Raw genomic sequence first — 12,859 nt, forward strand, 5'->3', positions numbered from 1 at the left:
GGCCGCGCCGCCCCGGTCTCAATGGCCGGGGCGGCGCGCGTTTGCTCCCAGGGCTGCCGTCCAGCCGCTCAGAGCCGCCCGGCTTCTTCCAGCTGCTCCCAGCCAAAACGGACATACTCCGTGCGGAATGAATGACCGCCCTCGAAAAGGCAGAATTTCATCACGTCGCCCGCATCATTGGCATCCCCGTCACAGACCAGTCCGCCGTAGCGTTCATCCTCCGACACCGGCTCAAACCCGCCAAACCCGCGGTACATCTCCAGCGCTTCGGCCACTTCGCCCTGCTTGGTCTGCAGAATTTTCCGGCCCGTCAGCGGCACGGTCTTATCCGCATCGCCGTGGATATGAATGATGCTCGCCACCGGCGCGCTGCAGGTTTCCGGCGGCTTCAGCCAGAAGGTACCCGAGATCGGCACGAAGCCCGCAAACCGGTCGCTCATGGAACAGGCAAGGTTCCAGGTCATCATGCCGCCCGCGCTGAACCCGGTGGCGACAACCCGGTCCGCATCAATGGCAAACCGCGTGGCCGCGTCATCCAGAACAGCGCCAAAGTAGGCAAATTCCTCTGCGCCGTCGCTGTCCATATGGCGCGGCGCGTTCGGGATGACCCAGTCCTGATCGCCGGATTTAACCGCAATCAGCGCAGCCCCCAGGCCGGATACCATCCGGCGCAGCGATCCGTTGCGCATCACACCGGCGGCCGATCCGCGATAGCCGTGCGAAAAGACGATGGCAGGCACCGGGCTGGTGCCGTCATGCCCTTCGGGCATGGCGATCCGGTAATGACGGTCGCCGATCATGCAGTCGGTATCAGGCCCGCAGGCCTGTGCGGTGCCAGCCGCCAGGATCAGGGCTGCGGTGGTCATCAGGTGTCGGATCATATGCGCCTCCGGTGGGTGTCTGCGCACAACCTGGTGCGTCACCGCCCCCGCGCCAACTCACAAATCCGTGCCCGGCGCCTGTCCGCGCTGTTCACGAAGGGTCGCGCCAGCGGTTGGCAATCGGATACCGCCGGTCCAGCCAGAACGCGCCCTTGGTCAGCCGCGCGCCCGGCGCGGACTGAAACCTTTTGTATTCAGAGATATAGATCAGGTGCTCGACCTTTTTGGCCACATCGCGCTCAAAACCTGCGGCAACGCAGTCTTCGATCGATCCCGCCCGGTCGACCAGGATTTCCAGCATGGCATCAAGGTCAGGATAATCCGGCAGGCTGTCGCTGTCCTTCTGGTCCTCGCGCAGTTCTGCCGAAGGGGGCTTGTCAATGATCTGTTGTGGAATCACAGCCCCCGCGGGCCCCATCATCCAGTCCCGGTGGTTCACGTTGCGCCAGCGGCAGGTTTCAAAGACGCGTGTCTTATAAAGGTCCTTGATCGGATTATAGCCGCCCGCCATGTCGCCATAGATCGTGGCGTAGCCCACGGCGACCTCGGATTTGTTACCCGTGGTCAGCAGCATTTCACCGAACTTATTAGACATTGCCATCAGCAGCAGCCCCCGCAGGCGCGACTGGATATTTTCCTCCGTCAGGTCCGCGTCGCGCCCCTCAAACAGCGGGGCCAGCGTGTTGGTGATGGCTTCACGCCCTTCAGAAATCGGCACGTAATCATAGTGGCAGCCGAGGGCCGTCGCGAGCGCTTTGGCATCATCCAGCGACCCCTGGCTGGTGTATTCGGACGGCAGCATGACACAGCGCACATTTTCGGGCCCCAGCGCATCCGCCGCAATCACCGTCACCAGCGCAGAGTCAATCCCGCCCGAGAGGCCCAGCAACACCTTGCTGAACCCCGTTTTGCGCATGTAGTCCCGCAGGCTCTGCACCATCACGCGATAGTCCTGTTCCCAGGCGTCGGGGTGCGGGGCCTTTTCGCCCTCCAGAATGCGCCAGCCCTCAGACGTGCGCTCCAGGTCCACATGGGCAATCTCTGTGTCAAAAACCGGCATCTTAAAGGCCAGATGCCCACCGGGGTTCAGCCCGAAACTGCCCCCGTCAAACACCTGGTCGTCCTGCCCGCCCACCATGTTGAGATAAATCAGCGGCAGCTCCGTTTCGACCACGCGCGCCACCATATGGTTCAGGCGGGTGTCGAATTTGCCCCGGTAATAGGGCGATCCGTTCGGCACCAGCAGGAATTCGGCGCCCGTCTCGGCCAGGGTCTCGGCCACATCCTCATGCCAGGCGTCTTCACAGATCGGGCTGCCCACGCGCGAATTGCCCACTGAATAAGGCCCGCCCAGCGGCCCGGCATCGAAAATACGGACCTCGTCGAACACGGTTTCATTGGGCAGGTGGTGTTTCAGTACGGTCGAGGCAATGCGCCCGCCCTTGAGGATATGCCAAGCGTTATAAAGCTTCGTACCCTCGACATAGGGCGCGCCGATACCCAGCGCGGGCCCCTCCGCGCAATCAGCCGCCAGCGCCTCCAGATGGGTGGTGATGTCCAGCTGAAAGGCGCGGCGCATCACCAGATCCTGCGCGTTGTAACCGGCCAGAAACATTTCCGGCAGCGCGACCAGATCAGCACCCGCTGCTTTGCCCTGCGCCCAGGCGTCCCGCGCCAGCGCCGCATTGCCCGCGATGTCCCCCACGGTCGGGTTCAGCTGACCCAGTGTGATGCGAAAACGATCTGCCATACCGACCGGCCCTTCTGCCTCTTTGTGCGTCATGTAGCAGATCAGGCTGCGGTGAAAAGCCCCGGCACCGCCGATGCGGCAAAAGGGCGTTGCGACGACCCGGCCCAGCGATTAGGTTCGGGGCCGGGACGCGCGGGGGTGCAACCCCGCCGGAAAACAACGCACCGAGGTGAGCCATGACACTGCGCAGACTGAGCCTTTGCCTTGCATTACTGCCACTGCCGCTTTTCGCGCAGGAAGGCGAGGTGCAGACCAAGCAATACGACGATGGCGGCGTCTACGAAGGCACGTTCCGCGGCGGCGTCCAGCACGGCACCGGCACCTACAAACTGCCCAACGGATACGAATACACAGGCCAGTGGATCGACGGTGAAATCAAAGGCGAGGGTGTCGCCCGTTTTCCCAACGGATCGGTCTATGAGGGCACATTTGCAAAGGGCAAACCCGAAGGTTTCGGCCGCATCACCTTTGCCGACGGCGGCACCTATGAAGGTCAGTGGGCCGCGGGGGCGATCACCGGCGAGGGCGTGGCGCTTTATGCCAACGGCGTCCGCTACGAGGGCGGCTTCCGGGACGCGCAGCATCATGGCAAGGGAGCGATGCAGAGCCCGGGTGGCTATGAATATGCCGGTGACTGGATTGATGGTGTCAAACAGGGAACCGGTAAAATCACCTATCCCGATGGCGCGGTCTATGAAGGCCAGATCGCGGATGGCAAGCGCGAGGGTCAGGGCACCCTGACCATGCCCGACGGGCTGGTCTATGTGGGCCTGTGGCGCGACGGTCAGATTGACGGCTCCGGCCGCCTGACCCAGGCCAATGGCGATGTCTATGAGGGGCAGCTGGTCTCAGGCCGCCGCGAAGGCGTGGGCAAAGTGATTTATGCCAACGGCGACGTTTATGAGGGCGAGTTTGAAGGCGATCTGCGCAACGGCCAGGGCACCTTCACAGCACAGGACGGCTATACCTACACCGGCTCCTGGGTCGCGGGTAAGATCGAAGGCGAAGGCCGGGTCACTTATCCTGATGGCTCCGTTTATGCGGGCATTTTCGCGGATGGCCTGGCGGACGGCGAAGGAACGATCACCTATCCGGATGGCTCGACTTATGCCGGGCAATGGAAAGCAGGCGTGATCGAAGGCTTCGGCAAGGCAACCTACACCAATGGTGTGGTCTACGAGGGCAACTTCCGCGACGCACGCAACCACGGAAAGGGCGTCATGACCTACGCCGACGGGTACCGCTATGACGGCGAATGGCTCGATGGCCAGCGGCACGGCACAGGCACTGCGACCTACCCTGACGGAACCGTCTATACCGGTGGCTTTCAGAACGGGCAGCGGCATGGAATGGGCAAAATCACCATGACCGGTGGCTTCACCTATGAGGGCGAATGGTCCGACGGTGAAATCGAGGGCCAGGGCATCGCGACCTATGAGAACGGCGACATCTACGAAGGCACATTCCGCGCGGGCAAACGCCAGGGCACCGGGACCATGCGCTATGCCACCGGCGAGGAAGCCTCCGGCACATGGGAAAACGGTGCGTTAAACGAAGGCGGCTGACACGGGTTTCCGGGCCCGGCCCGGCGTGTTTCCTCAGATCCGCTGCGGCTGCTCCATAAAGTCCGCCAGCACGTCAAAAACCACGCGGATGCGCCGGCTGGTGTGCAGTTCGCGGTGCGTGACCAGCCAGGTCGGAAAGGTCACCGGGTCCATTTCCGGCAGCACAGGCACCACCTCGGGCGTCATTGCGCCCACATCCTCCGACATGATGGTCACGCCAAACCCCTGCCGCACCAGCTCCCACGAAACGATGCCGCTCGCCGATCCATAGCGGAAATTCTCCCGTTTCAGTTCCAGACCGATCACTTTCATATGGCCGATCATCTGGTCGGTATCCGTGAAACTGATGAACCGGTGCCGTGCCAGCGCCTCCAGTGATTGCGGAGTGCCATGCCGCGCCAGATAGGAGGGTGCGGCGTAAAACCGTGCCGTCGAGGTGCGGACCTTTCTGGCAATCAGGTCCGGCTGCTCGGGGCGGACGTGCCGCACTGCGATATCTGCCTCGCGCCGGATCAGATCGCGCACTTCATTGGACGCCACCACATCGATCTCAATCTGTGGCGCTACGGCTTCCAGCTTTTTCAGGGCGCGCGGCATCAGATAGGCCGCGAAAATATCACTCGCCGTGATCCGGACCAGACCATCAACCGCCTGCGACTGACCCGACGCCGACAGTGCTACCCGGTTCGCGGCAGCCTCCATCGCGCGGGCATGCTCTACCAGATCGAGCCCCGCCCGTGTCAGCGCCAGCGACCGGCCACCCCGCTCAAAAAGCAGCAGGCCAAGATCGTCTTCAAGAGCCGAAATCTGCCGGCCGACAGTGGGTTGCGCCACGCCGAGGGCGCGGGCGGCTCCGGAAAGTGATCCCGCATCCACGGTCGCCAGAAAGGCGCGGGTTTGATTCCAGTCGAATGAATAGGGAGGTTTTTCCATGCATTTATGCATACCAGTTCAGCTATTTCAGGCAATTCCTTTCGCACATTGCATATGCGATTGTGCGCCGGAACAAGGAGATCTGTTATGCCCCACACCGCTTTCTGGGACAGAATTGCCCCCAAATATGCCCGCCAGCCGATCCGCGACGTCAAATCCTATGAGTATACCCTCGGGCGCACCCGCAGCTATCTCGGCGCGCAGGACCGTGTGCTGGAACTGGGGTGCGGCACCGGCGGAACCGCTGTGCTGCTGGCGGGCGGCGTCGAACGCTACACCGCGACAGATGTCTCGCCCGGCATGATTGCCGAAGCGAACGCCCGGCAGGCACCGGACAACCTCGGCTTTGTTACCGCAGGCTGGTCCGAACCGCGCCTGCTGGACCGCGAATACGATGCTGTTCTGGCCTTCAACCTGCTGCACCTGCTGCCCGATCTGCCAACTGTGCTGCGCCGCGTAAACACGCTGCTGGAACCGGGTGGCGTGTTTATCTCCAAGACGACTGTCGCACCTGCCGCCGACGCCCCGCTCTGGTTCCCGCTGCTGCGTGTTGCCCTGCCCGTGCTCCGGCTTTTTGGCCGGGTGCCCTGGGTGGCCTTCCGCCCTGCGGCAGAACACGATGCGATGATCGAAGCTGCAGGCTTCCGGATCATCGAAACCTTTGACGGCACCGGCCACGTTCCGGCCCGTTTCGTCGTGGCGCGCAAACTCTGATCAGGCCTCCCCACCAGCGGGACGGCGGGTGGGGCGATGGCACAGCCGAGCGCCGTCCCGCCGTCCCGCAAAAGTTAACGGGCCGCCATTTCCGCATCGGGATACCGACCCGGGCACCGACGTAATACCGACAAAATACCGACGTTATACCGACGTGGCATTCTGAATTTTTTCAAAGACTTACACTGATGATCGCAAAATGACTTCGACGCGGCCGTGCGCTGCGTTAAACCTTTTCGCCTGCATCAAGCTTCTCAAGGAAAGCCCCGGCCTCTTTCAGCACTGTGTCGCGCCGGTCTGCATCCATCCGGTCCCAGGTACGGTACATGTTCCCCATCCGCGCATTGCCTTCAAACCGGTCACGGTGCCGGTCCAGAAAATGCCAGTACAACAGGTTAAACGGACAGGCGCCATCGCCCGTTTTTTTGCTCACCGAATACTGACAGTTTTTGCAGTAATCCGACATCCGGTTGATGTAGGCCCCGCTCGACACATAGGGTTTCGAGGCGATCACCCCGCCATCGGCGAACTGGCTCATACCCACAGTGTTCGGCGCCTCGACCCACTCAAAGGCATCGGCATAGACGGCCAGGTACCATTCATGCAGTTCTGTCGGGTTCACCCCCGCCAGAAGCCCGAAATTTCCTGTGACCATAAGGCGTTGAATGTGATGGGCATAGGCCTCATCGCGGGTCTGCGCCACCGCTTTTGACAGGCAGTTCATCTGTGTCTCGCCGCCCCAGTAAAGATCGGGCAGAGGCCGGTCATGCTCCAGCCCGTTGCGCTCCGGATAGTCCGGCCCTTCCAGGAAATAGATGCCCCGCACGTATTCCCGCCAGCCGATGATCTGGCGGATGAACCCTTCGGCGGCATTGATCGGCACATCGCCTGCGGCCCAGGCATCGGCGGCAGCCTCGCAGACCTCCAGCGGGTCCAGCAAGCCGATGTTCAGGTAGGGCGAGATCACCGCGTGATACAGAAACCGGTTGTCGTTCAGCATCGCATCCTGGAAATCACCAAACGCTGGCAGCGCATTTTTGATGAAATGGGTCAGCGCCCGGCGCGCCTCCGCGCGGGTCGTTGCAAACCAGAATGGTCGCAACTGCCCGAAATGATTATCAAAACGCGCTTCGACCAGATCCAGAACAGCCTCGGTTTCAGCGTCCGGGGTGAACTGCATCGGGCCGCCGAAATCCACCTCATCGGGGGCCGGTTTGCGGTTGTCGTGGTCATAATTCCACTTGTCTCCCGCGGGTTTGTCCCCCTCCATCAACAGCCCGGTTTTACGCCGCATATCGCGGTAGAAATACTCCATCCGCAGCTGTTTTCGCCCTTCGGCCCAGCGCTCAAACTCCTGATGTGACGCGATAAATCTGTCGTCCTGCAGAATGCGTATCTTCAGCGGCGCATGTTTCAGCGCGCGGATCAGCCGCCATTCGCCGGGCTCGGTCGCCAGCACCTGACCAGCTCCCGTCTGTTCCGCGCGCCGCAAGAGCTCTCCCACGATGGAGCCTGCGTTTTCCGTGTCGTCCAGCTCCGCATAGGCCACATCCCAGCCCTGCTCCCGCAGCCCGGCTGCAAACTTGCGCATCGCCGCAAAAATCAGCGCGATTTTCTTCGGATGGTGCCGGACGTAGGAGGCCTCATCCGCCACCTCGGCCATCACGACCGTATCCGTGTCGCGATCCGCCTCCCGCAGCGCGCTCAGACTCTCAGACAGCTGGTCCCCCAGCACCAGAACCAGGCGGCTCACCAGGGCACCTCTTTGCCCGCCCAGTCAAAGAACCCGCCCGTCTGTTCAGGCGTCAGGCCCTCCATCACGCGGATCAGGTTTTCAGCGGCCTCGGACGCAGGCACCGCCGGATGACGGCCCAGGTATTTTTCAGTGAACGGCGTCGCTACCGTGCCCGGGTGCAGTGCCACGCAGATGCTGTGTTTGTGACTGCGCGCAAGTTCAATCGCTGTCGTATGTACGATCTGGTTCACCGCGGCTTTGGCGCTGCGGTAGCTGATCCAGCCCCCCATCCGGTTATCCCCGACCGATCCCACCCGCGCGGACAGAACGGCGACCATCGCCACCCTGTCCCGCGGCAGCAGATCAGCGGCATGGCGCAGCACCAGCGCGGGACCCAGCGCGTTCAGGACAAACTGATCCACCATCGCCTGTGATGTGACTGATTTCACGCTTTTTTCAGGCACTGCACCGTCGATCTCCAGCGCACCTGTCGCGACAAATACCAGATCAAAGGGCCCTTGCAGTGTACCAAGATGCTCAGTGACAGAGGCATCATCCGTGATGTCAAAACCATCCGCGGACCGCGACAGCGTCACCACCTCATCCCCCCGCCCGCGCAGTGCTGACGTCATAGCGGACCCGATCCCGCCGGAGGCACCAATTATCAGAATTCGTCTCATCCCGGGCCACCTAGCCGCGCGCTCGGCCGGTTCAAGTAGGTGCGCGCAGTGGTCGCGAAAAGCCCCTTTCCATTTACGGAACCTGCGGTATAAAGCGGGCATGAGACATGCTGCTGATCAAAAGTTCTCCGCGCGCATTCTGCCCGCCGCCGCAGCCCTGCTGCTGCTAACGCGCCTCTGAGCGTGCCTGTCGGCGCGCCCGCTCAGAGGGATCGCCCGCGCGCCAGGACACACAGCAGACAATGAAAGAATTCCGATATGACTGATAAAGCAGAACAGGACCGCGTCCTCATCTTTGACACCACGTTGCGCGATGGCGAACAGAGCCCGGGTGCCACGATGACCCATGCCGAAAAGCTCGAGATTGCCGGGCTGCTGGACGAAATGGGTGTCGACATCATCGAGGCAGGTTTCCCGATTGCCTCCGAAGGCGACTTTGCAGCCGTGAGCGAGATCGCAAAGCTGGCGAAAAACAGTGTGATCTGCGGTCTGGCCCGCGCACAGTTCGGTGACATCGACCGCTGCTGGGAAGCGGTCAAACACGCAGCACAACCGCGGATTCACACGTTTATCGGCACCTCGCCGCTGCACCGTGCGATCCCTAATCTCGATATGGACCAGATGGCCGAGCGGATTGAGCAAACTGTGACACACGCCCGCAACCTCTGCGACAATGTGCAGTGGTCACCTATGGACGCCACCCGCACCGAGGATGATTATCTGTGCCGTGTGGTCGAAATTGCGATCAAATGTGGTGCGACCACGATCAATATTCCGGACACTGTGGGCTATACGGCCCCACGGGAATCGGCGGATCTGATCCGGATGCTGCTGGAGCGCGTGCCGGGTGCGGATACCATCACCTTCGCCACGCACTGTCACAACGATCTTGGCATGGCGACGGCCAATTCGCTGGCCGCTGTTGAAGCTGGCGCACGCCAGATCGAATGCACCATCAACGGGCTGGGCGAACGTGCGGGCAATACCGCGCTCGAAGAAGTCGTGATGGCGATGAAAGTCCGCAACGACATCATGCCCTATCAGACGCGGATTGATGCGACCAAAATCATGAATATCTCACGCCGCGTTGCCACCGTGTCGGGTTTCCCCGTGCAGTTTAACAAGGCGATTGTGGGCAAGAATGCCTTTGCGCATGAAAGCGGCATCCACCAGGACGGGATGCTCAAAAATGCGGAAACCTTTGAGATTATGCGCCCTGAGGATGTCGGCCTCACCGAAACCAACATTGTGATGGGCAAGCACTCCGGCCGGGCTGCGCTGCGCTCCAAGCTGGAAAATCTTGGGTTTGAGCTGGGCGACAACCAGCTCAAAGACGTGTTCGTGCGGTTCAAAGAGCTGGCCGACCGCAAGAAAGAGATCTACGACGACGACCTCATTGCACTGATGCGCACCGCTACAGATGCCGAAGCCGACCGGATCCGGCTGAAATCAATGCACGTCGTCTGCGGCACCGACGGCCCGAACGAGGCCCGGATGACCCTTGAGGTTGATGGTGTCGAGCACAGCACCGAACAGACCGGCGATGGCCCTGTGGACGCGTCCTTCAAGTGCATCAAGGCACTGGTCGCGCACAGCGCACGCCTGCAGCTTTACCAGGTGGCCGCGGTGACCGAAGGAACGGATGCTCAGGCCACGGTGTCTGTGCGCCTTGAGGAAGAGGGCCGTATTGTGACCGGGCAATCCGCGAATACCGATACGGTTGTCGCCTCGGCGCTCGCCTATATCCACGCGCTGAACCGTCTGCTGGTGCGCCGTGAAAAAGGCGGCAGTGACCGCCCGGAAATCAGCTACAAGGACGTCAGCTGACCTCAAAAGCGGCTCCGGACCGGGATCTTTCACGGTCCGGAGACCTTCTGCAACTGTTGCGCGCTGCGATACAATCGCAACGTAACAGCAAGATGATGCCCAGATCATCGTTAACGCCCCTTTCACCATAACGCGCCTAAGCATATAACACAGGGCAACCGGCCCTTTCAGGGCACGGACCAATGGCATTCGGGCAGGGTTTACACCTCATGGCAATATTCGACAGTTTTCGCGGTCTGTTTTCATCGGACATGGCGATCGACCTCGGCACGGCGAACACGCTGGTCTACGTGAAGGGCAAGGGTGTGGTTCTGTCAGAACCCTCCGTTGTCGCCTATCATATAAAGGAAGGTGTCAAGAAAGTGCTCGCCGTGGGCGAAGACGCCAAGCTGATGCTGGGGCGGACACCGGGCAGCATCGAAGCCATCCGTCCGATGCGCGAAGGTGTCATCGCTGACTTTGACACCGCCGAAGAGATGATCAAACACTTCATCCGCAAAGTGCACAAACGCTCGACGTTTTTTGGCAAACCCAAGATCATCGTCTGCGTGCCGCACGGTGCCACTCCGGTTGAAAAACGCGCCATCCGTCAGTCGGTTATGAGTGCGGGCGCGCGGCGCGCGGGCCTGATTGCGGAACCCATCGCGGCGGCCATTGGCGCAGGCATGCCGATCACGGACCCGACCGGGAACATGGTCGTGGACATCGGCGGCGGCACGACAGAGGTCGCGGTTCTGAGCCTTGGCGATATCGTTTACGCGCGCTCCGTGCGCGTCGGTGGTGACCGGATGGACGAGGCAATCATCAGCTACCTGCGCCGCCAGCAGAACCTGCTGGTGGGTGAAACCACGGCAGAACGTATCAAGACATCCATCGGCACGGCGCGCATGCCTGACGACGGGCGCGGCACCTCGATGCAGATCCGCGGACGCGACCTGCTGAATGGCGTCCCCAAAGAAATCGAAGTGACCCAGGCGCAGATCGCCGAAGCACTGGCGGAGCCGGTACAGCAGATCTGTGAAGCGGTGATGACCGCGCTGGAGACAACACCACCGGACCTCGCGGCCGACATTGTTGACCGTGGCGTGATGCTGACCGGTGGTGGCGCATTGCTGGGCGATCTGGATCTGGCGCTGCGCGAACAGACAGGCCTCGCCGTATCTATCGCAGACGAATCGCTGAACTGTGTGGCCCTTGGTACCGGCAAAGCGCTTGAATACGAAAAACAGCTGCGTCACGCGATCGACTACGAAAGCTGACGCCCCCGACAGAGTTCCCCGTGCGTGGCAGGACTGCCTGCCTGACCCGGGGCAGGAGACCCGCCGCTGATGGCCAGAGACCGTTCTCAGACCAGCGACTTCACCGGCCCCCTGCGCCGGTTGCTGATTGCTGTGCTGGTGCTGTGCCTGCTGGGCGTTTTCCTGCTCTGGCGGATTGACAGCCCCCGTGTCGAGCGGTTCCGCGCACAGATCACCGACCGCTTTGTACCGGGGCTCGATTGGGCGATGGCACCTGTTACCGGGGCGATCTCTCTGCTGCGCGATTTCCAGAGTTATCAGCAGCTGGCCGAGCAGAATCAGGAACTGCGCTCAGAGCTGCGTCGGATGCAGGCCTGGAAGGAGGCTGCCGTGCAGCTGGAGCAGGAAAACGCCCGGCTGCTTGACCTGAACAACGTGCGTCTGGACCCGCGTCTAACCGTAATTTCCGGCGTTGTTCTCGCAGATAGCGGATCCCCGTTCCGCCAGTCCGTACTCCTGAATGTCGGCGCGCGCGACGGGATCATCGAAGGCTGGGCCACGATGGACGGCATTGGCGTGGTCGGGCGGATTTCAGGTGTTGGTCACACAACGTCACGCGTCATCCTCCTGACGGACGCCTCTAGCCGCATTCCGGCATCCATTCAGCCATCGGGCCAGCGCACCATTGTGGCCGGCGACAACACCGCCGCCCCCCTCATCGACTTTCTGGAAAGCCCCGACCAGGTGCGTCCCGGCGACCGCGTGGTCAGCTCCGGTGACGGTGGTGTGTTCCCGTCAGGCCTGCTGATCGGTCAGGTTGCAGCAGATCCGGGCGGGCAGCTGCGTGTCCGGCTTGCTGCGGATTATGAACGCCTCGAATTTCTTCGGGTCCTGCGCCATCACGGCACGGAACCGATCGAAGACAATCCCCAGATTATTGGCCCGCAACTTCCCGTGATCATGACCGAGGGGGCGATACAATGAGCGACGGCCCCGTCACACGTCTCTGGAGCATGCGTATTTCGTTTGCCTTCGTGATCTGCGCAATTCTGTTTTTCCAGCTGTTGCCCCTTAATATGACGCCCGCCCGCTGGGCCGGACCGGACCTGTTGCTGGCCTTTGCCTGTGCGTGGTCGGTAAGGCGCCCGGAATATGTGCCCGCCTTTGCTCTGGCCCTGCTGTTTCTGCTGGCAGACCTTTTGCTGCAGCGCCCGCCAGGGCTCTGGGCCCTACTGGCGCTCATTGGGTGTGAAAACCTGAAATCACGCGCACGGGCTGTCCGGGATGGCACCTTTGTGGGCGAATGGCTGACCGTGTGCCTGATCATTGCCGGGATCAGCATCGCGTACCGCCTGGCTCTGATGATTACCCTTCTGGATCCGCCTTCCTTTACACTGTCATTTTCCCAGTTTCTGATGACACTTGTGTGCTACCCATTGGTTGCCGGGATAACCCACACCTTTATGGGCGTCCGCAAATCTGCGCCGGGCGATCCGGATACAGGCGGAGGCGGCCTGAGATGAGACGTCAGCTGTT

At 61.6% G+C, this 12,859-nt stretch carries 11 protein-coding genes; 6 read left to right on the forward strand and 5 right to left on the reverse strand.

Annotated features, from left to right (window positions below; all coding sequences use genetic code 11):
• Nucleotides 1–68 precede the first annotated feature (68 nt).
• The gene (locus ACZ1HA_RS14830; protein ID WP_472714423.1) at nucleotides 69–881 is read right to left on the reverse strand and encodes a CE1 family esterase; all 813 of its coding nucleotides are present in this window, start codon (nucleotides 879–881) and stop codon (nucleotides 69–71) included.
• A 91-nt stretch (nucleotides 882–972) separates the two neighbouring features.
• Nucleotides 973–2,631 (reverse strand): NAD+ synthase, encoded by a 1,659-nt coding sequence (locus tag ACZ1HA_RS14835; RefSeq protein ID WP_472714424.1) that lies wholly within the window; start codon nucleotides 2,629–2,631, stop codon nucleotides 973–975.
• A 176-nt stretch (nucleotides 2,632–2,807) separates the two neighbouring features.
• Between ACZ1HA_RS14835 and ACZ1HA_RS14840 the strand changes: the two genes are divergently transcribed.
• Nucleotides 2,808–4,196, forward strand: coding sequence for an MORN repeat-containing protein (locus ACZ1HA_RS14840; protein WP_472714425.1), 1,389 nt, complete (start codon nucleotides 2,808–2,810; stop codon nucleotides 4,194–4,196).
• 33 nt (nucleotides 4,197–4,229) lie between these two features.
• Here the strand turns inward: ACZ1HA_RS14840 and ACZ1HA_RS14845 are convergent, their stop codons facing one another.
• Entirely contained in the window at nucleotides 4,230–5,129 is a 900-nt protein-coding gene (locus ACZ1HA_RS14845; protein WP_472714426.1) for a LysR family transcriptional regulator, read from the reverse strand.
• Between the two features lie 87 nt (nucleotides 5,130–5,216).
• Between ACZ1HA_RS14845 and ACZ1HA_RS14850 the strand changes: the two genes are divergently transcribed.
• Nucleotides 5,217–5,843 carry a class I SAM-dependent methyltransferase gene (locus ACZ1HA_RS14850; RefSeq protein WP_472714427.1) on the forward strand — a complete coding sequence of 209 codons (627 nt, stop codon included), beginning with the start codon at nucleotides 5,217–5,219 and terminating at the stop codon, nucleotides 5,841–5,843.
• A gap of 226 nt (nucleotides 5,844–6,069) precedes the next feature.
• On the opposite strand, the gene ACZ1HA_RS14855 is transcribed toward ACZ1HA_RS14850, so the two are convergent.
• Together ACZ1HA_RS14855 and ACZ1HA_RS14860 are read right to left on the reverse strand one after the other, a co-directional pair.
• Nucleotides 6,070–7,596 (reverse strand): cryptochrome/photolyase family protein, encoded by a 1,527-nt coding sequence (locus ACZ1HA_RS14855; protein WP_472714428.1) that lies wholly within the window; start codon nucleotides 7,594–7,596, stop codon nucleotides 6,070–6,072.
• Nucleotides 7,593–8,258 carry an SDR family NAD(P)-dependent oxidoreductase gene (locus ACZ1HA_RS14860; protein WP_472714429.1) on the reverse strand — a complete coding sequence of 222 codons (666 nt, stop codon included), beginning with the start codon at nucleotides 8,256–8,258 and terminating at the stop codon, nucleotides 7,593–7,595. The genes ACZ1HA_RS14855 and ACZ1HA_RS14860 overlap by 4 nt, the downstream gene beginning before the upstream one ends.
• A 258-nt stretch (nucleotides 8,259–8,516) precedes the next feature.
• Between ACZ1HA_RS14860 and ACZ1HA_RS14865 the strand changes: the two genes are divergently transcribed.
• From ACZ1HA_RS14865 to ACZ1HA_RS14880, 4 genes are all read left to right on the forward strand, one after another.
• The gene (locus ACZ1HA_RS14865; protein WP_472714430.1) at nucleotides 8,517–10,085 is read left to right on the forward strand and encodes a 2-isopropylmalate synthase; all 1,569 of its coding nucleotides are present in this window, start codon (nucleotides 8,517–8,519) and stop codon (nucleotides 10,083–10,085) included.
• A 209-nt stretch (nucleotides 10,086–10,294) separates the two neighbouring features.
• Nucleotides 10,295–11,344: a rod shape-determining protein gene (locus ACZ1HA_RS14870; protein WP_375229838.1), complete on the forward strand. Its 1,050-nt coding sequence runs from the start codon at nucleotides 10,295–10,297 to the stop codon at nucleotides 11,342–11,344.
• 69 nt (nucleotides 11,345–11,413) lie between these two features.
• Complete coding sequence (gene mreC / locus ACZ1HA_RS14875; RefSeq protein ID WP_472714431.1) at nucleotides 11,414–12,307, forward strand: rod shape-determining protein MreC; 894 nt, start codon at nucleotides 11,414–11,416, stop codon at nucleotides 12,305–12,307.
• Nucleotides 12,304–12,846 (forward strand): rod shape-determining protein MreD, encoded by a 543-nt coding sequence (locus ACZ1HA_RS14880; RefSeq protein ID WP_472714432.1) that lies wholly within the window; start codon nucleotides 12,304–12,306, stop codon nucleotides 12,844–12,846. The genes mreC and ACZ1HA_RS14880 overlap by 4 nt, the downstream gene beginning before the upstream one ends.
• The last annotated feature ends 13 nt before the right edge of the window (nucleotides 12,847–12,859 follow it).

The organism is Roseobacter sp. S87, from assembly GCF_055693285.1.

Excerpts from the sequence above, each read along its gene's own strand:
- ACZ1HA_RS14830 (WP_472714423.1), bottom strand. The coding sequence starts at position 881 with ATGATCCGACACCTGATGACCACCGCAGCCCTGATCCTGGCGGCTGGC.
- ACZ1HA_RS14835 (WP_472714424.1), bottom strand. The coding sequence starts at position 2,631 with ATGGCAGATCGTTTTCGCATCACACTGGGTCAGCTGAACCCGACCGTG.
- ACZ1HA_RS14840 (WP_472714425.1), top strand. The coding sequence starts at position 2,808 with ATGACACTGCGCAGACTGAGCCTTTGCCTTGCATTACTGCCACTGCCG.
- ACZ1HA_RS14845 (WP_472714426.1), bottom strand. The coding sequence starts at position 5,129 with ATGGAAAAACCTCCCTATTCATTCGACTGGAATCAAACCCGCGCCTTT.
- ACZ1HA_RS14850 (WP_472714427.1), top strand. The coding sequence starts at position 5,217 with ATGCCCCACACCGCTTTCTGGGACAGAATTGCCCCCAAATATGCCCGC.
- ACZ1HA_RS14860 (WP_472714429.1), bottom strand. The coding sequence starts at position 8,258 with ATGAGACGAATTCTGATAATTGGTGCCTCCGGCGGGATCGGGTCCGCT.
- ACZ1HA_RS14865 (WP_472714430.1), top strand. The coding sequence starts at position 8,517 with ATGACTGATAAAGCAGAACAGGACCGCGTCCTCATCTTTGACACCACG.
- ACZ1HA_RS14870 (WP_375229838.1), top strand. The coding sequence starts at position 10,295 with ATGGCAATATTCGACAGTTTTCGCGGTCTGTTTTCATCGGACATGGCG.
- mreC (WP_472714431.1), top strand. The coding sequence starts at position 11,414 with ATGGCCAGAGACCGTTCTCAGACCAGCGACTTCACCGGCCCCCTGCGC.
- ACZ1HA_RS14880 (WP_472714432.1), top strand. The coding sequence starts at position 12,304 with ATGAGCGACGGCCCCGTCACACGTCTCTGGAGCATGCGTATTTCGTTT.